This window comes from Paraherbaspirillum soli (genome assembly GCF_042654985.1).
Lineage (GTDB): Bacteria > Pseudomonadota > Gammaproteobacteria > Burkholderiales > Burkholderiaceae_D > Paraherbaspirillum > Paraherbaspirillum soli.
The window spans coordinates 33,502-58,260 of record NZ_JBHSMT010000025.1; the positions used below are offsets into that span (position 1 = coordinate 33,502).

A 24,759-nucleotide genomic window follows, 5' to 3' on the forward strand; every position below is an offset into this window, starting at 1 on the left:
CTGTAGGTTGGGCTGCAAAGCCCAACATTTCTTTAATCACCACCAATGTTGGGCTTTGCAGCCCAACAGAACGCGGTTAAACATGAGCCATCGGGATCTCAAGCCGCCGCCTGCTCCGCCGCTTCAAACAACATCTGCGCCTGTTCCCGCACCTGCGTGCGGCGCTGTTCCCACAGCACGCGCAATTGGTCGGAGCGCAGTTCGCGTTCGTCCGCTTCCGACACGAAGCCGACTTCGCCGTTGCCTTCCGCTTCGGTCCGGCTGAAGCTCCATTCGCGCGAGAATTCCGGCTTGATGGCGCCGGCGTGCTTGGTCGGCATCGCGCACAGCAGCTGCATGCCGAGGTGGTCGCGCAGGAAGGTCAGGACGTCGCGGGCGCGGCCTTCGTCCATCTTGGCGAACGATTCGTCGTTGACCAGCAGTTGCAGGTTGGAGCCCTTGTCGAAATGCTTGAGGCGGTTGGTGACCACGGCGGCGTGGATGATGTAGGCCGGGGTTTCCAGCTGGCCGCCGGAGCCGGTGCCCCATTCGGACAGACGGATGTGCGAGCCGCTGTCGGCGTCCTTGAAGATTTCGTAACGGCGGTAGTTGCGGTAATCGGCCACGCGCTGCAATTCCTTGACGGCGCGTTCTTCATCGTCCGACAACAGCAGTTGCACCAATTTGTCGCGCACCACGCAGTTTTCCTTGCTCAGATCCGGGGTGCCGAACAGGTGGCCGGAATCGTGCGATTCGGACAGTTCCGCGGTGGCGCTGAAGAAGTCGTAATAGGCCTTGAACTCGGGCACCCATTCGGACCAATCGATGCGGAATTTGTCGGTGCCGAACTTGAGCTTGTCGAGCTCCAGGTTGAGCGTCTTCAAGGTGCGCACGCCGGTATCGACGGCGTTGCGGATCTCGTAGCAGAACTGTTTGGTGAAGACGTCGTTGAACGAAGCCTCGGCAGTGCGCAACTGCTCCAGGTTCTTGATCAGACCGATATCTTTTTGCCGCGTCAGCTGCGCCCGGGTGCGGGTTTGCAGTTCCACCATGCGCGCATACAGCGGCGCAAAATCGCCGTCGCGCGCATCGTCGCCCTGGCCGATGTCGAAGCGTTCATCTTCTCGTGCGTGAGCGTGATATTCGCCGAGTGCGTTGCGGACGTCGCCATACACTTGCCAGCTGCGCTGATGCTGTTGCGTGACCCGCTGTGCGGCTTCGTGCGGCGAGTAGGTGCTGTCGGCAACCCAGGCGCCGACCTGGTCGGCCAGCGCGGTGAACGACAGGCTGGCGTTGGTGACGCACAGCTGGCGCAAGGCGGCGGTGTCGGCATCGACCCGGGTTTGCCGGCTGCTCATGCCCAGTTGCAGCCGCGCGATCGCGCTGTGATGGCTTTGCATGGTTTTTTCGTGACCGCCGATGTGACGGATGCAGGCGCTCTTGCGCGTTTCCAGCTGGGCGATTTCGACGTTCAGCGCTTCCGCTTCATCTTCCAGTTTGCTGACCATGGTCAGGTCGAGCCGGCCCAAATCCTGCCGTGCGGCGTCGATTTCGCGCACCACTTTTTCCAGGTCATTGATGGCGGCGAACGACGGGCATTGCAGCTGTCCCATCAAGGCCAGCGCGCCGGCCAGTTCGCGCAATTGTGCGCGCACCTGCGTCAGCTCCTGTTCGGCGGCGGCATGATCTTGCTCGGCGCGTTGCCGCGCCAGGCGCTTGGCTTCCTTGCCGAACACCAGCATGTCGGTCTCGGCCGAAAACATGGTGCGCGCGCCGCTGCCCTTGCCGTCCTTGGTCAAGCCGCGCGACACATGGCGCAAGGCTTCGGCGTCGGCCACTTTCACTACCTGGCCGAATTGTTCGTGCAGGTAGGCATGCGCAATCGGATGCTCGGTGGTCAGCGCGTGGATGATGGAATCGCTCGGCGTTCTTTCGGGTTTGACGTGCTTCAGGCACAGGCTGCCCTGGATCACGCTGGCGCGCAGTTTGCGCTGGCGCACGAATTCGATCGCGCGCGCTTCCCAGGCTTGTTCCACCACCAGGCTGAAACGGGCGCCGCCCAGATAACCTTCGATCGCCGGTTGCCAGTCTTCCGCCATCGGCTCGATCAGATCGCACAACACCTGGGCCCGGGCACCGACCAGGTCGGTGCGGAATTCTTTCAGCGCATGACGGATATGCGACGGATAATCGGCGCCGCCTTCGGCCAGATTGGCCTTGCGCGACGCGGCGTCTTTCTCGCGCCGCAGCAGGTCGCCTTCGCTGGCGCGCAGTTGCGCGATCTGCGTGTGCAGCGCGGAGACAAAGCTGTTTTCGGTGCCGGCCAGCGCCGCATGCAAGATGGTCAGGCTGGCATCGACGTCCTCAAATGCGTTGACCAGCATCAGCGATTTGAGCACGTCCACTTCGTCCGCACGGCTCAGCTCGGCGATGCTTTGCAGGTGGCGGCCGATATCCAGATCGGCGGTGGCGGACAGGGCTTGCACCACCTGCCGCGCAGCATGCGCGATCTCGCTTTGCTGCGGCGGGATCTGCATGCCGGCCACGCTGCGGGCGGCGGTTTCCAGCTGTTGCGCGGCCAGTGCATTGTGTTGCAGCGAGGTGAACACGGCTTTGATCTTGCTGCCGACTTCGGCGATCTGGTGCTGAATCCGTTTCTTTTGCTCGGCCGCCGGGATCCCCATCATCTGCGCGTGCAACTGCGTCAGGCTGCGGTTTTTGGCGTTGCGTTCCTGTTCCAGTTTGTCGGCGTTCTCGGTCTCGTCGGCGATCAATTCTTCCAGTGCGATGATGGCGTTGGTGGCGTTATCCAGCTGGCGCTGGTCTTCGCGCAGGGCCAGCGCCGACACCAGCAACTGCGACTGCGTCGCCAGTTCGTAGGCGTGCGCGGTGTCGCCGACGGTTTTGCCCAGGCGTTCGAGGCGCTTGACGTTGTCGGTCAGACGTTCGCCTTCCTGCCGCAAGGCATTGACCTGGCGCATCAGCTTGCTGATCTGGCCGATCCGCTGCGACAGTTGGCTGGTGTCCAGTTCCAGGATTTGATGCTTGACCAGGTCGTCGACGCTGCCGATCGGCTTGTGCGCGATCGACTGGCTCCAGGCTTTGGCGGCGCCTTCGGCTTCGGCGAAGGAAACGGTTTTCTGGCCGCGGAAACGGCCGTACAGTTGGCACAGGTATTCGCGCTTGCTGTCGCGGAAATTGATCACGCTGCGGTATCGGGCCGACAGGTGCTGTTCGATCTTCTCGACCGCCACCACCGCCATGCCGCCGTCCAGTTCGGACGAAGTCAGGTCTCCCAGCTTGAGTCCGGCGCCGTCCACGATCAACAGCGCCAGCCGTTCCGCCACCGCCTGGCGGCGCTCGCCGGCGCCGTCGACGCGGGCGGAGGCCGCCACCAGCGCGGTGAATTCGCGCCCTTCTTCGCCTTCGCTCGGCTTGAATACCGCGGCGATGTAACCGTGCGCGCCGTTGGGACGGGCGAACAGATTGTCCTCGGCGCCGACGATGTAGGACCACAGGGTGCGCTTGGTTTTGCCGTTGCGCGCGCCTTGCGTGGTTTCATCCTGGCCGGGGTTGTAGCTGAAGATGTTTTGATAAACGGCGGTCATGACGGTCTGCAATGCATCCAGCATCGTCGATTTGCCGGAGCCGGTAGGGCCGGTCAGCAGGGTCATGTTGCCCATCGGGTATTCCTGCGAGCGCAGCGCGCCCCAGTTCACCAGGATCAGTTTTTCCAGCTTCATTCGGTGCTTCCTTGTTGTTCTTCACTGCTCGGTTCTTCGGCGTTGCTGCGTTCCTGCAATCGGCCTTGTTCGTCTTCGGCGTCGGCCTCGGTTCCGGCCGCCGGCAGTTCGCCTTCCAGCGCGGCCTCCAGCATGTCGTCGCTGATGATGCCGAGTATGGTCGAGCGGATCGCCAGCAGCGCGTCTTCGTCATCCATCGAAAAGGTCGGCGCCAGGCGGATCAGGCGATGCCGCTTGAGGTCGTTCAACAAGCGCTGGCGTTCCACCACGGTAGCGGGCAGCGCGCGCTTCAATTGGGTTTGCAGCGTCGCCGCCAGTTCTTCGAAACGGATCAAGACTTCGCCAGCATCGGTCAGGCGCATGCCGCCTTCGGCCAGCCCTTGCTGATACTGAAAGCGCAACGCCAGGGCGGCGGCGACGAACTCCGGCGTCAGGCGCGCGCGCAACGCCGGCACCGGTTCCAGGCCGTCTTCCGGCAGGCCGGGGATCACCGCGCCAGGTGCATACAGCCGGAAAAATTCGCCCTTCTGGTTATGCTCCAACCGAAACCCGGCGAGCTGGAAATAGTCGTTCAGGCAGGCTTCGATTCTGCGGGCGTCGTCGTACAGGCGTTGTTCGACGCCGTCTTCTTCACGCACCACGATGCCGGCGCCGAACAGGCGGCCGACGATTTCGCGGAAGCGTTCGGGCGACAGATTGTGCAAGCCCAGTTGTTGATTCAATGCCTCGTTCAAATTCATTTTTTCATCTCGATCTGATAATCATCTCCGGCGTAAAACGCGTTCCAGAGTTTGCCCGGCAGTTTGGTCACGGTCAGCTTGTCGTCGCGCGCGCCGCGCACCGCTTCCACCAGTTGCATGTTGTTGAGGACGTCGGTGGTGCTGGCCACCGGCAGCGTCGAGAGCCGGATCGGCCGGTCGCGCACGTGCAGCTCGGCGCGGATGCGGTGCACGATGTCGTCGTTGGACAGCGCGAAGGCGTCGGCCTCGGCTCTATGCATGGCGGCCGCCAATCGGGCGTCGCGCGTCACCTTCGGTTGCGCGGTGACGGTCAGTGCCTTGCGCCGCTGCGAGGCGCTGCGCAACTTGAACGAGGCCGGGTCGAGCAACCGCACTTCGGCCGGCGCAATCGCCTGCCCCAGCCGTTCCAGCAATTGATCCTGGGCGCTGCCGCTGCGGCCGGCGACTTTGCCGATGGCGATGCTGTACGCCTGCCGCGTCTGGCCGCCGCGCAGCATCAGCGCTTGCTGCACGATGCTGGCGGCACGCTGCATGTAGACGCTCATGGCCTTGATCAGCTCGGGGTGTTTGGTGGTGCAGGCGGCCTCCACCATTTCTTCGATCCGTTCCAGCATCCAGTCCAGGGTCGAATCGCCGACCCGCTCCTGACTGGCCCAGGGTGCGATGTCGTCCAGCTGGGTTTCCAGCGCCTGCAATTTTTCCGGCGGTAGACGGTGCAGCTCGGCGATCACGTCGCGGATCGCCTGACGATGGCGCTCAATGCTGTCGGCGGTCAGTTGCTTCTTGAATTCTTTCTCGAAGCGGTCGAGGAATTCCATGAAGCCGTCCCACGGCGTATGCGATGCCTCTAGCATCAGCCGCCTCACCAGCTCCTGGAAATAATCGACGCCTTCGGATAAATCGCTGATGACTTTCTCGGCGTAATCGTAAGCGTCGATCAAGTCATAGGCATCGACGTTGCGCAAGGCGGCATTGAGTGCGTTGCGGCAACTGCGGACATTGCGCTGGCGGGTCCGGGCGCGATGGCGGTCGAGCGCCCAGAACGCTTCGGCGAACAATTTGCCGGCGCGGCTGAAACGATAAGCCGTGACCAGGCCGGCGCGGTCGCCGAATGTTTCCAGCCAGCCATCCCGCAGCAGGGTGCGCAACACCGCGCTGGTGCTTTGCTGGTCATCCGCGCCGTCCGGGATAAAACCCTCGTCGTCGGCTGAAATATCGTCGGTCGCATCCGCCAGCAGCAAGCTCTGGCGCGCTTCCTGCACCACCGGCAACAGCAGCTCGCGCAAGCTGTCGCGGGTCAGGTTTTGCGCATAATCGGCGCTCGGGCCATGCAGCCGCTCGTACAGGGCGTGCACGCAGGCAACTACGACGGTACGGTGTTTTCCTGCAAGGGGTCTAAAGAAATGAAGACGATCTGATTCAAAAAACAAGTGATTCTTCCTGCGCAAGTTTGCCGAGACTGGGAACAGTGTGCCTTGGCTGAGTAGAGGATTAAAATTGTTCAGCATTTTACCCGCCCGGACCGGGTCAGCGGCAGATGATATCGGCCCGCATCCGATCCGCGAACCGACTCATTGAGAGAACGACATCATGCCCTACCTATGCGAAGCCTCCCGTGCGACATTGGTCGTCATCGACTTGCAGGAAAAACTGATGCCGGTGATTGCCGACGCTGCCGGCATCCTGAAACGCACGGAGCTGCTGATGCACGCCGCCAGGCTGCTTGACATCCCGGTCGTCGGCACCGTGCAACAACCGCTGCGGCTGGGCGATATCGTGCCGTCGATCGGCCCGCTGCTGCACAAGTCGATCGAGAAGACGGCATTCGATGCCTGCGCCGTGCCGGAGTTTCTGGACAGTCTGGCGTCGGAGCGCGACGACCTGGTCATCGTCGGCTGCGAAGCGCATGTGTGCGTGCTGCAAACCGCGCTCGGCCTGCTGCATAGAAAGCGGAAAGTGAAGCTGGTGGTCGATGCGATCGGCTCGCGCCATGCCGACAACAAGCTGGCGGCGATCAATCGCGCCACGGCGGCCGGTGCGGAAATCGTGACGTCGGAAATGGTGATGTTCGAATGGATCGGCAATAGCGAGCACCCGCGATTCAGGGAAGTCCTCAAGTTAATCAAATAAGGCTGGCTCGCGTAGGGCGGAAGCGCAGCCCTTGCAGGGCGCGTATCCGCTGGCAGGCGGATACCGTTCAGCAGGCGGATGGCATGCCATCCGAAACCCCTGCTTCACCCTTCCGCCGTTGGATGTACCACCAATGTTTGATGCATCCAGAACGGCGGAAGACGCTGCGCTTTTCCGCCCTACTCCTTTATGACCGGCCATTTTGAGGCGCCAAAGTATAGATATAACCTATAGCAATCAGAGGAATCCACCATTGGATTCAATAATTACTTTGCCGCACAATACGCACTCACCCGAACGCACAACCGGCAATCCCGCGTTTTGATGCCCGCCTGAAAATTTATCCCAGGCAAGCTACACTGCCGCTCCAATCTGCACCATGGCGGGATGCACTCGCTGTCGTGCAGATTTCTTCATTTTGAAAGGCGTTGAACAATGCAAGAACCTTCCTCCACCAAGCTCAGCCCGGGTCTGGTCATGCTGATGTCGACGGCGACCGGCGTGGCGGTGGCCAGCAATTATTATCCGCAACCGTTGCTGCACACGATCGCCGGCCAGTTCGGCATCACCAACGGCAGCGCCGGCTTTATCGTCACCGTGGCCCAGTTGGGCTACGCGTTGGGGCTGGCGCTGATGGTGCCGCTGGCCGACATGTTCGAGCGAAAAAAACTGATCATCGTGATGACCTTGTTGTCGGCCGCGGGATTGGTGCTGACCGCACTGGCACCTGCGCTGCCGTTGGTGCTGATCGGCACCGCGTTGACCGGGCTGTTTTCTGTCGTGGCCCAGGTGCTGGTATCTTTTGCCGCCACCCTGGCGGCGCCGGAACAGCGCGGCAAAGTGGTCGGCAATGTGATGAGTGGTTTGCTGCTGGGCATCTTGCTGGCGCGGACCGTGGCCGGCTATCTGTCTTCCATCGGCGGCTGGCAAACGGTTTATTGGTTCGGCGCCGGCATGCTGCTGTTGACCGCGGTCGCACTGGGCCGCACGCTGCCGCGCCACCACCAGTCGCCGGGGCTGAGCTACCCGCGCTTGCTGGCGTCTATCCTGACCTTGTTCGTGCAAGAGCCGGTGCTGCGCATCCGGGCCTTGCTGGGCGGCGTCATTTTTGCCGTATTCAGCGTGTTGTGGACCTCGATTTCGTTTTTGTTGTCGGCTGCGCCTTTCCATTATTCGGACGGCACGATCGGCTTGTTCGGGCTGTTCGGCGCGGCCGGCGCGCTGGCCGCCTCGCCGGTAGGACGGCTGGCCGATCGCGGCAAGGCCGGGCTGGCCACCAGCGTCGGCTTGAGCGCGTTGCTGCTGTCATGGCTGCCGCTGGTGTTTGCCAAAAGCTCGCTGCTGGCGCTGATCGTCGGCATCCTGGCGCTCGACCTGGCGATCCACGCGGTGCATGTGACCAATCTCAGCGTGATCACCCATATCCGTCCGGAAGCCAGAAACCGGCTGATCTCCGGCTATATGACCAGCTATTTCATCGGCGGCGCCTGCGGTTCGCTGTTGTCGGCAGCGATGTTCGCCCGGGCTGGTTGGTATGGCGTGTCGGCGGCAGGGGCTGCGTTGAGCGCGATTGGGTTGATTGTGTGGTGGGTCAGCGAGCGCAGTGGAGCGGCCAGGGCGGCGATTCAGCCGTCCTGACAGAGGGGCACCTCTAAAAACCTACTGCGCGGCCCAATCTCGGGGCTGCGATGCTCGCCGTACAGTCGTACGACTCCGCTTCTCGCCCCGACCTTGGACCGCTCGCTACGGTTTTTAGAGGTGCCCAGGGGTATCCGTGCGTGCCATATAATGTACAAAATTTTGCACATTTAACTGAGGGTAAGTCATGGGAATCTCTGCAAGCGACATCGTGCCTTTCTCCCTGGCCCGCGCCAACCTTTCTGAATTGGCTGAGCAAGTAAAAGCCGGGGCCGAGAAAATCATCACCAAGAACGGCGAGAGCTATATCGCATTGATCGACGCGCAACGACTGGACTACTACCACCAGTTGGAGCGCGAACACATTCACCTGCTGTTGATCGATGACGCCGGCAAAGGGCTGGACGATGTGGCGGCAGGCCGCGTGAAAGATGCGCGCTCGGCGCTGCAGTCGCTGAAACGCCGTCGCTCATGACCAAGAAAATTGCGGTCAAGCTCACCGCTCACTTTGAAAAAAACCTTGATCGCATCGAGCAGTTCCTGACCGCGGCTGACGCCCCGCAGGCGTTTGGCGCTTTGTTGGATGGGTTGATGGAAAAAGTCATTCCGAACCTGGAACGATTTCCCGAGATGGGGCCGTCTTTCATCAAAAGACCGGCCCGCTCGGTGGAAGCGAATAACGGCTTGGCGGCGCTGCGCAACAAGCTTGGACAAGGTGAGTTACACGAATACCTGATGGCCGATTATCTGATCCTGTATGCGCGGTATGAAGATGTCGTTTACTTGCTTTCGATTAGACATCATCGGGAACTGTCGTTTGACTTTCAGGCGTTGTGGCCGCCTGCTTGAACGCGCCCCGTCGCTTCATTTGGCAGTTCGTTGAGACCGTCCACATTCCGCTCAGCCTGTTCTGCCAACATGCCGGCGACGACAATCGCCAGCCGCAGCGGCCGCTCGCTGGCGACGGCGTCCAGCACCGGAGGAAAATAGTCGTCGGCATAATCGCCTTGCGCCAGATAACTGGCGTGCACCAGTTCCAGACAAGTTTGTATGCCTCGGCACAGATCCTTCGTATCAGCCACGCACTGCGCCAATGCATCGGCGCGTAATGCATCGTTCAGCCATGAAAACGGTTGATGAAGTGATTTAGGCGTTTTTTTGCTCATTGCGGACTCTTTCTGGTGGTGGTTTTCCGAGTCCGATATTGCTACAGGCTTGTTGCTTGGTAAATGACGCAGCACGTCAATTTGATGACACGACACGTCATTTCCAATCAAATTTTTCGCATTTTTTTCAGATTAAAGTTTGGCGGCAATATTGCGAGAGGAAGAATCAACGTGAGTAGGGCGGATGAGCGTAGCGTTATCCGCCGTTCTGGATGCGTCATCAATCGTATGCAGCACATCCAGCGGCGGATAACGCTGCGCTCATCCGCCCTACATTCTTACTTGCTCTGCTTAGCGCACCGGCTCACGTAAACAGCCTCGTCAACGCCACCCGCGCATTGCTCACCAGTGCATCTTCCCCGGCTTTCGGCGGCAACAGATGGAACTCCGCCATCGGCAGCGCCGGCAGTTTCCATTCCGGCGGGCAGGCCACGATGCCGGCGCCGATTGCCGATGCGTTCAGGCAGGACACGCCCAAGCCAGCCGACAGCGCCAGCTGCAGCCCAGCCACGCCGGAGGCCGAATGGGCGATCTGGTATGGCACTTTGTGCTGATCCAGCAATTTCAGAATCAATATCTGCAGCGCGCAGGTGGCGGGCAGGACCAGCAGCGGCATCGGTCCTTCCGCTACGTCCTCGACGTCGGCGGACGTGACCCATACCAGCTGTTCGCGCCGGACCACGATCCCGGGCGGCCGGCTGGTCACTGCGCGCTTGCCATCCAGCGGTAGCATCCGCATCGACAGGCCGATGTCGAAATCGTTGTCTGCTTCGGTGCTTTCGATCATCGCGCTTTTCAGCACGGTCACGTGCAGGCGCAGGCGCGGATATAGTTGGGTGAAGCTTTTGAGAATGCGGGCGATGTCGTGCGGACGGTAGTAGTCGGTGATCGCGATGCGCAGTTCGCCGTCCAGGCCGCGGCCTTGCAAATCTTCGAACGCGGCTTCGCTCATCGCCAGAATCCGCCGTGCGTGCGCAAGCAATTTGTCGCCGGCCGGGGTCAGGGCGACGCCCTGTTTGCTACGCAACAGCAAGGGCTGACCGGCGCGCTCTTCCAGTTTCTTGAGTTGTTCGCTGACCGATGACTGCGACAGGAAAACGCTGGCGGCAGTGGCGGTGACGCTGCCGGTGTCGGCGGCGACGACAAAGGTGCGCAGCTGGTTGAGGTTGAATTCGTTCACGGCAATCCTTCGGAAAACACGATGGATGTCATCATATCTTCCCGCTTTTCCGATGGCAAGCGTTTGCGTAGCATGGCTGCATTCCATCATTTTTCAGGAAAACGTCATGTTTAATAAATCGTCTTCAACCATGCCAGGCGGCCGCGATCGCCAAGCCTCGCTGCGTCAGCCCAACCATCGCTGGAAGGTGCTCGGCCTCGGCGTCGCGGCCAATGCCAGTTTTTCTGCGGCGTTTTCGGGCTTGCCGACCACGGCGGTGTTCATGCGCTCGGATTATCACCTCGGCAATGCCGAACTGGGGCTGGTGCTGGGCTTGCTGGGACTGGGCATCGCACTCAGCGAGTTGCCTTGGGGACTGCTGACCGATCGCTTGGGCGACCGCCGGGTATTGTTGAGCGGCCTGGGAGCGACCGCGGCGGCGCTGGTCCTGATGGCCTTGTTCGCTGCGCCGACGCACTCGCACGTTCCCGGCTTGCCGTGGCTGGCGGCGGGGATGCTGGTGGTCGGTTTGATGGGCGGCAGCGTGAACGGGGCTAGCGGGCGCGCCGTGATGAGTTGGTTCCGCGAAGGCGAACGGGGACTGGCGATGAGCATTCGGCAAACCGCGGTGCCGCTCGGCGGCGGCTTGGGCGCGCTGGTGTTGCCGACGCTTGCCGGCTGGGGCGGATTTGCCTCGGTCTATGCGCTGCTGGCATTGCTGTGCGCGGTGACGGCGCTGTTCGCCTGGCACTGGCTGCATGAGCCGCCTTCGGATGTCGTAGCACCGGCAGCGGCCGCCAAGAAATCATTACCCGCCGCGGCAACCGCTGGCAATCCTCTGCGCGATGGCCTCGTATGGCGCATCGCGATTGCGATCGGGGTGCTGTGCGCGCCGCAATTGGCGGTGCTGACTTTCGCCACCATTTTCTTGCACGACTTCAGCCATGCCGGAGTCGCAACCATCAGCGCGACCATCGTGGCGATCCAGGTTGGTGCGATCGTGATGCGCATCTGGAGCGGCCGCTGGACCGATCGCAACGGCAATCGGCGTGCATATATGCGCACTTGCAGCCAACTGACCGCGCTGATTTTCGCCGCTCTGGCCGTGATCGTGGTGTTTGCCGGCAGCGGCCCGCAGCACGCCGGCGTGACGGCGGCGATCATTGTCATGCTGTTGCTGGGCGGAATCTGCGGGTCGGCCTGGCACGGCGTGGCCTATGCTGAACTGGCGACGCTGGCCGGAGCGCAACGCGCCGGGACCGCACTGGGCATGGCCAACACTTGCGTGTTCGTCACGATGTTCGTCACGCCGCTGGCGATCCCTGCTTTGCTGGCAGCGTGGTCTTGGCCGGCAGTATGGGTAGTCGGCAGCATTTGCGCGCTGATCGCGTTGCCGCTGTTTCCCCGTCCTGAGCCGACTGTGGCGCGCATGAAGGTTCAAGCGGCGTAGTCATAAATTTCCAGTAGGCACTAAAATAGCCGCCATGACATTACCTTTGCCACCACTGCTGCCGGCCCCCGGCAATGTACTGAGCGCCGACGGCCAGCCTCGCTTCGGCCGCTTTGCCGGAGCGACCGGGGAAATCGATTGGTCGGCACTGGCGCCGCCTTATGCGCGCAGCGGATGGTGGCGGCGGTTTCATCACAAGCGCTGGCAATACGTGGCGCTGTCCACCGCCGAACTGTTTTGCGGCATCGCCATCGTCGACGTCGGCTGGACCAATACCGCTTTCGCGTATGCGTTCGACCGCCGGCAGCGCAAAGTAGTGGCGGCGTTCTCGCAGGATGGGGTGCCGGGCTTGAGCGCGCAGGTCGGAGATGGCCCGGGCGCGGCCAGCCGCTTCCGCTGGTTCGGCAATCGGATCGACTATCGGCCTGCCGCTGACGGCAGCGAGCATGGCCTGCAGTTGCGTTGCGGCCGGTTCGAGATCGATGCTGTATTCGATGCGACCGAAGCCGCGCCGTTATTGCTGGCGGTGGGGCCGATTGAAAAAGGCTCGGTGCACGCCACGCAAAAATCGTCCGGCATGCCGCTTGGCGGCCAGGTACGGGTTGGCGGTCAGCGCTATGACTTGAGCGGCGGGGTCGCCAGCTTCGATTATTCGAACGGCTTGCTGGCGCGCGAAACCGCGTGGCTTTGGGCCTCTGCGCATGATCTGGAATGTGGATTCAACCTGCAGGCCGGTTACTTCGGCCAGCAGGAGAACGTGCTGTGGCTGGATGGGCAACTGCATCCGCTGGGTCCGGCCCGATTTGATTTCGACCCGGCGGCACCGCTGGCGCCGTGGCATATCGTCACCGACGACGGCTTGCTGGATCTGCACTTCCAGCCGGCAGGAGCACGCCATGAAAACAAGAATCTGCTGATAGCCGCCAGCCGCTATGTGCAAGCGATCGGCACTTTCAGCGGCTGGGTCAAGCCGCGGCGGGATGCCGCGGCGCGTCCGCTAGAACAGTTGGTGGGCGTGACGGAGGATCATTTCTCACGCTGGTGAGCAAGTAGGGCGGAAAAGCGGAGCGTCTTCCGCCGTTGGATGTCCTACAGGCGTGTGATGCATCCAGAACGGCGGATAACGCTGCGCTCATCCGCCCTACGGGTGCTTGCAGATTTTGAACAGGTTCTTAACCCCCGCCCAGGTGGATGAATTTGAACAGGAACACCGCGGCAATAATCCAGACCACGACCGGCACTTGTTTGGCGCGGCCGCTGAACAATTTCAAGGCCGCATAGGAAATGAAGCCGAACGCAATCCCATTGGCGATCGAATAAGTGAACGGAATCATCAGCACGGTGATGACGGCCGGCACGCTTTCGGTAGTGTCTTCCCAATCCAGATGGACCAATTCGCGCAGCATCAGGCCGGCCACATAAAACAAGGCCGGCGCCGTGGCGTAGGCCGGTACCGCACCGGCCAGCGGGGCGATGAACAGGCAAGCCAGGAACAAGACGCCGACCGCCAGCGCGGTCAGACCGGTACGGCCGCCGGCTTGCACCCCGGCCGCACTTTCGACATAGGCGGTGGTGCTGGACGTGCCGAGCGCGGTGCCGATCACGATCGCCGTGCTGTCGGCCAGCAGGGCTTTGTTGAGGCGTTCCATTTTGCCGTTCTTGAGCAGACCGGCGCGGCCCGCCACCCCCATCATGGTGCCGGTGGCATCGAACAATTCAACCAGGAAAAACACCAGCACCACGTTCACCACGCCCATCGACAGCGCACCCATGATGTCGAGCTTGAACAAGGTCGGCAAAACCGATGGCGGCATCGAGACCACACCGGTGAATTGGTTGCCATCCAGCACAAAACTGAGCACGGTGACGGTCAGGATGCCGATCAGGATCGCGCCTTTGACCCTGAGCCGGTCCAGCACCACGATCATCAGGAAACCGACAATCGCCAGGATCGCCGGCATCTTGTGCAGGTCGCCCATTTGCACGAAAGTGGCCGGGCTGGACACCACGATGCCGGCGCTCTTGAGCGCGATGAAGCCGAGAAAGAGCCCGATCCCGGAAGTAATCGCGATCCGGATCGTGGGCGGGATGCCGTTGACGATCATGCTGCGTATCCCGACCAGGCTGACGAAAATGAACAGGCAGCCGGAAATGAACACCGCACCCAGCGCCACTTCCCACGGCACTCCCATGCCTTTGACCACGGCGTAAGCGAAGTAGGCGTTCAAGCCCATGCCCGGCGCCAGTGCGATCGGATAGTTGGCGTACACGGCCATGATCAGGGTGCCGACCGCGGCGGCGACGCAGGTGGCGACGAAAACCGCGCCTTTCGGCATGCCGGCATCGCCCAGGATCGAGGGATTGACGAAGATGATGTAAGCCATCGTCAGGAAGGTGGTGAGACCGGCGATCAGTTCGGTACGAACATCGGTGCCGTTTTCTTTCAATTTAAAGAATCTCTCCAGAAACTGCATTATGTTGCCTTGCCGACTATTGCCTGGAGCAAAGCCGACGCCAGCCTCGGCACGGATTTCCGCGCCGCTTTCCTTTAATTCATGCATGCTGTTGTCTCCTGATTATCGTGAGGAGACGGCGGTGGCTGGACATGCCCGTTCACCTTGGGAAGCCCGTCCGGATTGCATCCACAACTGTCTCTTTGATGGTTTTTGGTCGCTAACGCACCAATTTTCCCTGCTTTGCGCAGTGTTCTGGCGGGCACCTCTAAAAACCGTAGCGAGCGGCCCAAGGTCGGGGCGAGAAGCGCAGCCGTACGGAGGTACGGTGAGCATCGCAGCCCCGAGATTGGGGCGCGCAGTAGGTTTTTCGAGGTGCCCTGGCGTTGTAATGTCATACAGAATGAGGTCACAAGAATGCTCCGGGCTAAATGTTAATTATTCCGGCGTGATGATAACCGCTCCGGGCGCTTGATAGAACCGAATGCGGCCTCCAAAACGTTCTTGTTGCCGTTGGCAAACGTCTTTTCGCTATTTCATTCTGCAGATAATAGACATCAGTCGTCGGGCACTATAGGGGGCTGGCGCGAGTGCTAAGCTGTGATGATAAAACCATCAGAACGGAGACCATCTTGCCTACGTCCGCCTCTCACTCTCAGCAAGCCCAGCCGGCCCAGTTGGCTCAGTTGGACAATGTGATCCACTTCTACTATCGCGGCGCAGTCCACAGCGTCGAGCAAGGCGCGCCCACTCGTACCATCCTGCAGCACTTGCGCGAAGACCTGCATTGCACCGGCACCAAGGAAGGTTGCGCCGAGGGCGATTGCGGCGCCTGTACCGTGGTCATCGGCGAACCGACTGCCGATGGCGTCGTGTTGAAATCGGTCAATTCCTGCATCCAGTTTTTGCCGACGCTGGATGGCAAGGCGCTGTTTACCGTGGAAGACTTGAAGCAGGACGATGGCGCCTTGCATCCGGTACAGCAAGCGATGGTCGAGTGCCACGGCTCGCAATGCGGTTTCTGCACACCGGGCTTTGTGATGTCGCTGTGGGATTTGTATCTGAAGCAGGATGGCGGCCCGACAGCCCCCGCCTGCCAACCCTTGCAACGCAAGCAAATCGACACCGCGCTGTCGGGCAACCTGTGCCGCTGCACCGGCTATCGTCCTATCATCGACGCCGCGCACCGCATGGGTGAACTGCCGCCGGTCAGCTTCGACCGCGCCGCATTGCAGCAAGCGCTGCAGCCATTGCAGCGCGACGACATGTTTACTTACCGGCATGAGGGCCAGACTTTTTATGCGCCGCGCACGCTAGCGCAACTGGTGGCGGTGCGTGCCGCTCATCCGACCGCACGCATGCTGGCCGGATCGACCGATGTCGGCCTGTGGGTCACCAAGCAAATGCGCGATCTGGGCGACATCATTTATCTCGGCCAGGTCGCCGAACTGACGTCGATCACGCTGCGCGACCGGCAGCTGGAGATCGGCGCCGGCGTCACGCTCAACGACGCTTACGCCGAGGTCTGCAAGCACTATCCCGAGCTGTCCGAAATGTGGCAGCGCTTTGCTTCGCTGCCGATCCGCAATGCGGGGACGCTGGGCGGCAATGTCGCCAACGGCTCGCCGATCGGCGACTCGCCGCCGTGGCTGATTGCGTTGGGAGCACAAGTCGTGTTGCGCGGCCCGGCCGGCCAACGGGTGATGCCGCTGGAAGCGCTGTATCTGGATTACATGAAAAAAGACATGCAGGCGGACGAGTTGGTCGAAGCGGTGCGCATCCCGCTGCCGCATGCCGGGCAACGCTTCCGCACTTACAAACTGGCCAAGCGCTTCGACCAAGACATCTCCGCGGTGTGCGCCGCGTTTTCGATCACGCTGGATGGCGACTCGATTCGCGAGGTCCGCATTGCTTACGGCGGCATGGCGGCGACTCCCAAGCGCGCGGCGCTGACCGAGGCCGCGCTGCGCGGACAAACATGGACTGAGGCGACGCTGGATGCCGCCATCGCATTGATGACGCAGGACTTCCAGCCGCTGTCCGATATGCGCGCGTCCAGCGACTACCGAATGAAGACCGCGCAAAACCTGCTGCGCCGCTTTTGGCTGGAAACCCGCACCGATTCACCACTGCGGGCCGACCAGGTCAATCCATTCGCGTGTGTCTGAACACATAAAAAATATCGTAGTCGGAAAAGCGCAGCGCCTTCCGACGTTAAACGGCAGTAGGACTATGCGCTACGGCGGAAGGCGCTGCGCTTTTCCGCCCTACCAGTCAAATCCGACATAGCGCGCAACCACGAGCGAGACGCCATGAATACGCAAACTGAAGCCTTCATCAAAACACATCCCCCGGCGCAGGGCGGCAGCACGGCCTGGGCTGAAGTCGGACAATCGCATCCGCACGAATCGGCAGCGCTGCACGTGCTGGGCGAGGCGACGTATACCGACGACATTCCTGAAGCGCAAGGCACGCTGCATGCTGCGCTCGGCATGTCGCAAAAGGCGCACGCCCGCATCCGTTCGATCAACCTGGATGCGGTGCGCAGCGCGGCCGGCGTGGTGGCCGCGCTCACCGCCGCCGACATCCCCGGCACCAACGATTGCGGACCGATCATTCATGACGATCCGATCCTGGCCGATGGCCTGGTGGAATATGTCGGCCAGCCGATCTTCGTGGTAATCGCCGACAGTCACGACAATGCACGGCGGGCCGTGCGCAAAGCCGTCATCGACTATGAAGAATTGCCGGCGATCCTGACCCCGCAAGCGGCGCACGCGGCGCAATCGTATGTACTGCCGCCGATGCGGCTGGCGCGCGGCAATCCGCAGCAGGCTTTCGAGCAAGCGGCGCATCGGGTCAGCGGTCAGCTCTACGTCGGCGGCCAGGAGCAGTTTTACCTGGAAGGCCAGATTTCCTACGCGATCCCGAAGGAAAACCAGGGCATGCTGGTGCTGTGCTCGACCCAGCATCCGACTGAAATGCAGCACGTGGTGGCGCACGCGCTGGGCGTTCATTCGCACAATATCGTGGTCGAATGCCGGCGCATGGGCGGCGGCTTCGGCGGCAAGGAATCGCAGTCGGCGTTGTGGGCGGCGGCGGCGGCGATTGCCGCGGCCAGACTGAAACGGCCGGTCAAGCTGCGCGCCGACCGCGACGACGACATGATGGTGACCGGCAAGCGTCACTGCTTTCATTACGATTACCAGGTCGGCTACGACGACAGCGGCCGCATCGTCGCGGCCAAGCTCGAGATGGTGACGCGCGCCGGTTTCTCGGCCGACCTGTCGGCCCCGGTCGCGACCCGCGCCGTGTGCCACTTCGACAATACGTATTACTTGTCGGACGTCGATATCCGCGCCATGTGCGGCAAGACCAACACCCAGTCGAACACAGCGTTCCGCGGCTTCGGCGGGCCGCAGGGGGCGATTGCGATCGAATACATCGTCGACGAGATCGCCCGCAATCTGGGACGCGATGCGCTCGATATCCGCAAATTGAATTTCTACGGCCGCAACGATGAAGAGGGCCGCAACGTCACCCAGTACGGCCAGAAAATCGTCGATAACGTGATCCATGAACTGGTCGATGAGCTTGAAGCCAGCAGCGATTACCGCCAGCGCCGCGCTGCGGTCGAAGCCTTCAACGCCGCCAGTCCGGTGCTCAAAAAAGGACTGGCGCTGACGCCGGTCAAATTCGGCATCGCATTCAACGTGACCCATTTCAACCAGGCCGGTGCGCTGGTGCATGTATACACCGACGGCTCGGTCCTGGTGAATCACGGCGGCACCGAAATGGGCCAGGGCATCAATACCAAAGTGGCGCAGGTGGTGGCGCACGAGCTCGGCATTCCGCTGGCGCTGGTGCGCGTCAGCGCCACCGATACCAGCAAGGTCGCCAATACCTCGGCCACCGCGGCATCGACCGGCGCCGACCTGAACGGCAAGGCGGCGCAGGATGCGGCACATACGATTCGCCGGCGGCTGGCGGACTTTTTCGCCACATTGCATCCGGGCGCAGGCGAGGCTGCGGCAGTGACCTTTGCCGCCGGCGCCGTGCATCTCGGCGCACAGTCGATGTCGTTTGCCGAACTGGCGCAAAAGGCATATCTGGCGCGGGTGCAATTGTGGTCGGACGGCTTCTACGCCACGCCAGGCTTGCACTGGGACCCGAAGACCATGACCGGCCGGCCGTTTTCTTACTTTGCCTATGGGGCGTCGGTGTCGGAAGTGGTGGTCGATACCCTGACCGGCGAATGGAAGTTGTTGCGCGCCGATGCGCTGTACGATGCCGGCCAGTCGCTGAATCCGGCGCTCGACATCGGCCAGGTTGAAGGGGCGTTCATTCAGGGCATGGGCTGGCTGACCACCGAGGAACTGTGGTGGAACAAGGATGGCAAGCTGATGACGCATGCGCCGTCCACTTACAAGATCCCGGGCGTGTCCGATTGCCCGCAGGATTTCCGCGTCAATTTATACAAGAACCGGAACGTCGAAGACAGCATTCATCGTTCCAAGGCGGTCGGCGAACCGCCGCTGCTGCTGCCGTTCTCGGTATTTTTCGCGATCCGCGATGCGATCGCTAGCGTCGGCGGCAATCGCTTCAATCCGCCGCTCAATGCGCCGGCCACCAGCGAAGCGATCCTGAAGTCAATCGAGGCAGTGCGCGTCATGACGCGCGCCGCCTGATCCATCATGGGAGCCTGAACATGAACCATTGGCTGCATGCGCTGACCACGCTGATGACGCAAACGCCACCGACTTCCGCCGCGATCCTGATCACGGTGGCACAGGTGGAAGGCTCCGGCCCGCGTGAACCGGGAGCCAAAATGGTGGTGACCTCGGTGGCGCAATTCGACACCATAGGCGGCGGCCATCTTGAGCTGCGGGCGATCGAAATTGCGCGCGAGATGCTGCGGGAAGGATTGTCGATCAGCCGCGAGCGGCGCCTGCAAAGATTTCCGCTCGGGCCGTCGCTCGGCCAGTGCTGCGGCGGCGTCGTCCATCTGGCGTTCGAACGCATCACCTCGGCCGACGCCGATTATTTCAGTCATCTGCAAACGCGCCTGTGCAACGCCGAAGACAGCTGGCGCGTGGTGGCGCTGGATGCGGCGTTGCCGCCGACCCTGTGCGACAACGATGGTCAACGCGTGCACGGTCCGGGCGGATTGCCGGCCTTGCCGGCGCTGCCATTCACGGCTGACGGCCCCTGCCGCGTTCTGCATGGCGCCAGCGGTCAGCGCTGGCTGCTGGATGGCTGCCTGGCGGTGCGGCCGCAATTGTTCCTGTTCGGCGCGGGGCATGTCGGTGCTGCGATCGTCAAGGCGCTGGGCGATTTGCCCTGTCGCGTGGTCTGGGTCGACGAGCGCGAAGAGATGTTCCCGGATCTGCTGCCGGCCAACGTCAGCATCGAGGCCACCGATGTGCCGGAGGCGCTGGTGGACAGCGCTGCGCCCGGTTCCAGCTTCTTGGTGATGACCCACAACCACGCGCTGGACCAGCGTTTGTCGGCGCAAATTTTGCGGCGTGACGACGTCGCCTGGTTCGGCCTGATCGGATCGAAAACCAAGCGCATGCAGTTTGAGCATCGCTTGCGCGAGCGCGGGATTGCGCCGGAGCGTTTGGCCGAGATGGTCTGTCCGATCGGCATCCCCGGCATTGTCGGCAAGGAACCGGCGGTCATCGCCGCGTCGGTCAGCGCGCAATTGCTGCAGGCCTGGGAACGGATCGCGCAGCAGCAGCAACGGTCTGCGGTGTCATCGCGGATGCAGGAAGCTACGGCTGGCATTGCTTAAGAGCTGCCCTTGATGCGGCGCTAACGATCATCCGATAATGCTGTTTGTTTGCTTATTTGCTTAAGAAGGAAGTACCTCATGGCAGTCGCCAATCTCTCCGATCTCACCAACCTCAATCCGTCCACCCTGCAAGCCTATCGCGCCAGCGTGCTGCATTTCACCGCCGATCCGGCACAACATGCGGACGCTTATGCATGGCATGCAGATGGCTTGCTGGTGGTGGCCGATGGCCGGGTGCTGATGGTCGGCGACTATCTGCAACTGGCGACACAACTCAAGGCGTCGCTGTCGACGGAGCTGGAGATCCATGATTATCGCGGCAAGATCATCATGCCGGGCTTTATCGACACCCACGTCCACTATCCGCAAACCGACATGATCGCGTCGCCGTCGCCGGGCTTGCTGCCATGGCTGGAAAAGTACACCTTCCCGACCGAACGCAAGTTCAGCGATCCTTCCCATGCCAGCGACGTCGCGCACTTTTTTATCGACGAACTGCTGCGCTGCGGCACCACCACTGCGATGGTGTATTGCACCGTGAACCCGACTTCGGTCGATGCATTTTTCAACGAGAGCGAAAAGCGCGATCTGCGCATGGTCGCCGGCAAGGTGCTGATGGATAGGAATTGCCCCGCCTTTTTGCAAGATACGGCCGAGGGCGGCGTTCGCGAAAGCGAAGAGCTGCTGAAAAAATGGCACGGCCGCGGCCGTCAAATGTATGCGATCACGCCGCGCTTCGCGCCGACTTCCAGCAACGCTCAGATGCAACTGACGGGCGAACTGGCACGCGCTTATCCGGACGCATTTCTACAGACTCACGTCGCCGAAAATACCGACGAAGTAGCCTGGGTCAAGTCACTGTACCCGGATGCGCGCAGCTATCTGGATGTCTACGACAAGTACGGCATGTTGCGGCCGCGCTCGATGTACGCGCATTGCATCTGGCTCGACGACGGCGATCGGCAGCGCATGGCGGAAACCGGATCGGCGATTTCGATTTGCCCCACTTCCAATCTGTTCCTCGGCAGCGGCCTGTTCGATTTTGAGCGTGCCGATGCGTTGCAGGTGCCGTTGTCGCTGGCTACCGATGTCGGCGGCGGCACCAGCTTTTCGATGTTGCAGACGATGAATGAGGCCTACAAGGTCGCCCGCATGGGCAATTGCTTTCTGCCTGCGTTGCGGATGTTCTATCTGGCGACGCTGGGCGCTGCCCGCAGCATGCGGCTGGAGGACACTATCGGCAATTTCGCTGCGGGCAACGAAGCCGACTTTATCGTGCTCGATCCAAAAGCGACGCCGTTACTGGCGCGTCGCAGTATGCGCACGGAGAGCCTGGAAGAGTTGCTGTTTGCGCTGGCGCTGCTGGGGGACGATAGGACTATTGCGGCGACTTATGCCGCCGGCAAACTGGTGCATAGACGCGAGTATCCGTCAGACATTTAATTCGAGCGAAGCGTTGCGATGCTTGCTGGATTTTGACGACGCAGTCGCCGTGAAGGCGACCAGCGGGCGTTGCGTCTACGGCCGTAACATATACCGGTTGTCGCTGACGCATTCGTAGCGTTGCAGGATATTGCCGAACTCGTCCACGCTTTCCAGGTACACATCGAAATGCCACAGGCGCGCCATGTGCCGCAGCATTTCATCCGTGTTGTTGGCCAGCGGTCGGCCATCGCTGCGGAAGTGGCGCAGCGTCAGACTGCGATCGCCGCGCGTATTGACTGACCAGACCTGGATATTCGGCTCGCGATGATTGATGTCGTATTGCCGGGACAGCACTTGACGCACGTATTGATAACCGGCGTCGTTATGAATCGCCGAGACTTCCAATTCGCTGCGGTTTTCATCGTCCAATACGGAAAACAGGCGCATGTCGCGTATCAATTTGGGCGACAGATATTGCGCGACAAAGCTCTCATCCTTGAAGTTGCGCATCGCGTAATGCAGTGCGTCCAGCCACGGCGTACCCGCCAGTTCGGGGAACCAGAGATAATCTTCCTCGGTCGGTTTTTCACAGATGCGCCGAATGTCGCACATCATCGAAAATCCCAGCGCATACGGATTGATCCCGCTGTAATACGACTTGGTGATCGGCGGCTGGTACACCACGTTGCTGTGCGAGTGCAAAAATTCCATCATAAAGCCATCGGTCAGGCGGCCTTGATCGTAGAGCGTGTTCAAGATCGTGTAATGCCAGAACGTGGCCCAGCCTTCGTTCATCACTTGCGTTTGCCGTTGCGGATAAAAGTATTGCGCGACCTTGCGTACGATACGGATGACTTCGCGCTCCCAGGGCTCCAGCAGCGGCGAATTTTTCTCGGCAAAATACAACAGGTTTTCTTGCGGCTCGGGCGGGAAGCGTCCACCAACCTGTTCGGCCATTTCTTCCTTTTTTTCCGGCAAGGTGCTCCACAGTTCATTCACCTGCGATTGCATGTATTGTTCGCGTTCGCGGCGCTGCGCCTGCTCTTTTGCCAGCGACAATTTCTGCGGCCGCTTGTAGCGATCGACGCCGTAGTGCATCAGCGCGTGACATGAATCGAGCAGTTCCTCCACCTTCGACAAGCCGTAGCGCTCTTCGCATTCGGCGATGTGGCTCTTTGCGTACACCAGATAATCGATGATTGCGCGCGCATCCGTCCACAACTGGAACAGGTAATTGCCCTTGAAGAACGAGTTATGTCCGTACGCCGCATGCGCCACCACCAGCGCCTGCATCGTCATCGTATTTTCTTCCATCAAATAGGCGATGCAAGGATCCGAGTTGATGACGATTTCGTAGGCCAAGCCCATTTGCCCGCGCTTGTAATCGCGTTCGGTGGTGAGGAAATGCTTGCCGAACGACCAGTGCCGATAATTGACCGGCATCCCGGACGACGCATAGGCATCCATCATTTGTTCGGCCGAAATGATCTCCAGTTGAATCGGATAAACATCCAGTTTATAGCTGGCCGCCACCCGCGCAATTTCCTGTTCATATTGTTCGATCAGCTCGAAGGTCCAATCGGATGGGCACGGCAGCGGCTTGTTGACCGGGCAGGAACTCATGTTCTCACCTGTTTTTCAAATAACTCGCGGAATACCGGATAAATCTCGCCCGCCGTTTGTACTTTTTTCATTGCGAAATGAGGATAAACGGCGGCTACCTGCTCGTACTCGGTCCATAAATTCTGCTCTTCGACGGTCACCTGGATGTATGCAAAATAGCGTGCTCGCGGCAGGATTTCCTGCTCCAGCAACTGTCGGCATTTCGGCGAATCGTCATTCCAGTTGTCGCCATCGGAAGCCTGTGCGCCGTAGATATTCCAATCGCCGGGAGGATAACGATCGTCAATGATCTGCTTCATCAATTCCAGCGCGCTCGACACCACCGTACCGCCGCTTTCCTGCGAGTGAAAGAACGTATCTTCATTCACCTCGTCGGCACGCGTGTGGTGACGGATGAAGACTACCTCGATATGTTCGTAACTTCTGGTAAGGAACAGATAAAGCAGGATAAAAAAGCGCTTGGACAAATCTTTGCGTTGTTCGTCCATCGATCCCGATACGTCCATCACGCAAAACATTACGGCCTGGGTCGACGGTTGCGGCAGCTTGATGCGATTGACGTAGCGCAGGTCGAATGGATCAATGAAAGGAATGCGCCAGATACGCCCTTTCAAGTGATGGATATCCTCTTCCAGGCGTCTGATTTCGTCGCGCCTGTCTTCTGGATCCGCCTTCAGCGTTTCCATCAGCTGCTCCAGTTCGCGCAACTTGGCTACCAGCGGCGAACCCAATGCGATGCGACGCCCGAGCGAACTGCGCAGCGAACGCACGATGTCGATGTTGTTAGGCGTGCCGTCGACGGAATAACCTGCCCGCATGCTTTTCCAACTCGGCACGGACATCAGATTGGTCTTGATCAAGCGCGGCAGTTCCAGGTCTTCGAAGAAGTACTGCATGAATTCTTCGCGCGACAGCTGGAAGATGAACTCATCTTCGCCCTCGCCCTGATCGCTGGCCGAACTACCGCCACCGCCAGCACCGCTATTCGGGCGCGCAATGCGATCCCCTTGCAAATAATCTTGATTGCCGGGATGGACGATCTCGCGCGTGCCGCCGGGACCATGGCTAAACACCGGCTCGGTGATGCCCTTGCGCGGGATGCTGATGCTTTTGGCGTTCTCGATTTCCTTGATGCCGCGATCACGCACAGCCTCGGTTACTGAATGTTGGATGGCTGTCCGAAAACGTCGCAAAAACCGTTCTCTATTGGCAATACTCTTATTCTTGCCGGACAGCCTACGATCGATTATCTGATGCAACACGATCCAGTCTCCTTGTCGGAACGCGCCTGGTGAGCTACTGACAACGATGACAGCATTGCCAGTTCGCAGTCGCTACATCATTGCACCTCTAAAAATCGTCACGAGCTTCCCAAGGATAGGGGGCGACAATGTTCCGCCGCCGTACACCGGCGCGGTAGACATCGCCGCCCCCGAGACTGGGTTGCCCGGTAAATTTG

The 24,759-nt window shown here is 60.8% G+C and carries 18 protein-coding genes; 10 read left to right on the plus strand and 8 right to left on the minus strand.

The genetic code is table 11. The features are described from left to right. Positions 1-98: 98 nt before the first annotated feature. Genes ACFPM8_RS13510 through ACFPM8_RS13520 form a run of 3 tightly spaced genes read right to left on the minus strand, consistent with a single transcriptional unit; the run spans position 99 to position 5,817 of the window. Positions 99-3,722, minus strand: coding sequence for an ATP-binding protein (locus tag ACFPM8_RS13510; protein ID WP_378998080.1), 3,624 nt, complete (start codon positions 3,720-3,722; stop codon positions 99-101). Then, positions 3,719-4,462, minus strand: coding sequence for a DUF4194 domain-containing protein (locus tag ACFPM8_RS13515; protein ID WP_378998081.1), 744 nt, complete (start codon positions 4,460-4,462; stop codon positions 3,719-3,721). The genes ACFPM8_RS13510 and ACFPM8_RS13515 overlap by 4 nt, the downstream gene beginning before the upstream one ends. After that, positions 4,459-5,817, minus strand: a complete 1,359-nt coding sequence (locus ACFPM8_RS13520) for a Wadjet anti-phage system protein JetA family protein (RefSeq protein ID WP_378998082.1) — start codon at positions 5,815-5,817, stop codon at positions 4,459-4,461. Before ACFPM8_RS13520 ends, ACFPM8_RS13515 begins: the two co-directional genes overlap by 4 nt. Positions 5,818-6,052: 235 nt before the next feature. Here ACFPM8_RS13520 and ACFPM8_RS13525 point away from each other — a divergent pair, with 235 nt between their 5' ends. The 4 genes from ACFPM8_RS13525 to ACFPM8_RS13540 all read left to right on the plus strand — a co-directional run bounded on the left by ACFPM8_RS13525 (position 6,053) and on the right by ACFPM8_RS13540 (position 9,079). Continuing rightward, positions 6,053-6,592: an isochorismatase family protein gene (locus tag ACFPM8_RS13525; protein WP_378998083.1), complete on the plus strand. Its 540-nt coding sequence runs from the start codon at positions 6,053-6,055 to the stop codon at positions 6,590-6,592. A gap of 435 nt (positions 6,593-7,027) precedes the next feature. Continuing rightward, the gene (locus tag ACFPM8_RS13530; protein WP_378998084.1) at positions 7,028-8,230 is read left to right on the plus strand and encodes an MFS transporter; all 1,203 of its coding nucleotides are present in this window, start codon (positions 7,028-7,030) and stop codon (positions 8,228-8,230) included. Between the two features lie 187 nt (positions 8,231-8,417). Next, positions 8,418-8,705 carry a type II toxin-antitoxin system Phd/YefM family antitoxin gene (locus tag ACFPM8_RS13535; protein WP_378998085.1) on the plus strand — a complete coding sequence of 96 codons (288 nt, stop codon included), beginning with the start codon at positions 8,418-8,420 and terminating at the stop codon, positions 8,703-8,705. Further along, positions 8,702-9,079, plus strand: coding sequence for a type II toxin-antitoxin system RelE/ParE family toxin (locus tag ACFPM8_RS13540; RefSeq protein ID WP_378998086.1), 378 nt, complete (start codon positions 8,702-8,704; stop codon positions 9,077-9,079). Before ACFPM8_RS13535 ends, ACFPM8_RS13540 begins: the two co-directional genes overlap by 4 nt. Here the strand turns inward: ACFPM8_RS13540 and ACFPM8_RS13545 are convergent. Next, positions 9,055-9,396, minus strand: a complete 342-nt coding sequence (locus tag ACFPM8_RS13545; RefSeq protein WP_378998087.1) for a hypothetical protein — start codon at positions 9,394-9,396, stop codon at positions 9,055-9,057. The genes ACFPM8_RS13540 and ACFPM8_RS13545 overlap by 25 nt on opposite strands. Before the next feature lie 304 nt (positions 9,397-9,700). After that, a complete protein-coding gene (locus tag ACFPM8_RS13550) occupies positions 9,701-10,582 on the minus strand; it encodes a LysR family transcriptional regulator (RefSeq protein WP_378998146.1) in 882 nt (293 codons plus the stop codon). A gap of 100 nt (positions 10,583-10,682) precedes the next feature. Here ACFPM8_RS13550 and ACFPM8_RS13555 point away from each other — a divergent pair, with 100 nt between their 5' ends. Both ACFPM8_RS13555 and ACFPM8_RS13560 read left to right on the plus strand, forming a co-directional pair. After that, complete coding sequence (locus tag ACFPM8_RS13555) at positions 10,683-12,005, plus strand: MFS transporter (protein ID WP_378998088.1); 1,323 nt, start codon at positions 10,683-10,685, stop codon at positions 12,003-12,005. 34 nt (positions 12,006-12,039) lie between these two features. Then, positions 12,040-13,050 carry a DUF2804 domain-containing protein gene (locus ACFPM8_RS13560; protein ID WP_378998089.1) on the plus strand — a complete coding sequence of 337 codons (1,011 nt, stop codon included), beginning with the start codon at positions 12,040-12,042 and terminating at the stop codon, positions 13,048-13,050. Positions 13,051-13,177: 127 nt separating this feature from the next. On the opposite strand, the gene ACFPM8_RS13565 is transcribed toward ACFPM8_RS13560, so the two are convergent. After that, positions 13,178-14,479, minus strand: coding sequence for an NCS2 family permease (locus ACFPM8_RS13565; protein ID WP_378998147.1), 1,302 nt, complete (start codon positions 14,477-14,479; stop codon positions 13,178-13,180). Between the two features lie 665 nt (positions 14,480-15,144). On the opposite strand from ACFPM8_RS13565, the gene xdhA reads away from it, so the two are divergent. The 4 genes from xdhA (at position 15,145) to guaD (ending at position 21,695) form a co-directional block, all read left to right on the plus strand. Then, a complete protein-coding gene (gene xdhA / locus ACFPM8_RS13570; protein WP_378998148.1) occupies positions 15,145-16,626 on the plus strand; it encodes a xanthine dehydrogenase small subunit in 1,482 nt (493 codons plus the stop codon). 144 nt (positions 16,627-16,770) lie between these two features. After that, complete coding sequence (gene xdhB / locus ACFPM8_RS13575; RefSeq protein WP_378998090.1) at positions 16,771-19,146, plus strand: xanthine dehydrogenase molybdopterin binding subunit; 2,376 nt, start codon at positions 16,771-16,773, stop codon at positions 19,144-19,146. Positions 19,147-19,166: 20 nt separating this feature from the next. Then, complete coding sequence (xdhC, locus tag ACFPM8_RS13580) at positions 19,167-20,252, plus strand: xanthine dehydrogenase accessory protein XdhC (RefSeq protein WP_378998091.1); 1,086 nt, start codon at positions 19,167-19,169, stop codon at positions 20,250-20,252. Between the two features lie 78 nt (positions 20,253-20,330). Further along, positions 20,331-21,695: a guanine deaminase gene (guaD, locus tag ACFPM8_RS13585; protein WP_378998092.1), complete on the plus strand. Its 1,365-nt coding sequence runs from the start codon at positions 20,331-20,333 to the stop codon at positions 21,693-21,695. Between the two features lie 75 nt (positions 21,696-21,770). Here guaD and ACFPM8_RS13590 read toward each other — a convergent pair whose 3' ends face one another. Both ACFPM8_RS13590 and ACFPM8_RS13595 read right to left on the minus strand, forming a co-directional pair. Then, entirely contained in the window at positions 21,771-23,300 is a 1,530-nt protein-coding gene (locus ACFPM8_RS13590; protein ID WP_378998093.1) for a SpoVR family protein, read from the minus strand. After that, positions 23,297-24,562, minus strand: coding sequence for a YeaH/YhbH family protein (locus ACFPM8_RS13595; RefSeq protein WP_378998094.1), 1,266 nt, complete (start codon positions 24,560-24,562; stop codon positions 23,297-23,299). Before ACFPM8_RS13595 ends, ACFPM8_RS13590 begins: the two co-directional genes overlap by 4 nt. Between the last annotated feature and the right edge of the window lie 197 nt (positions 24,563-24,759).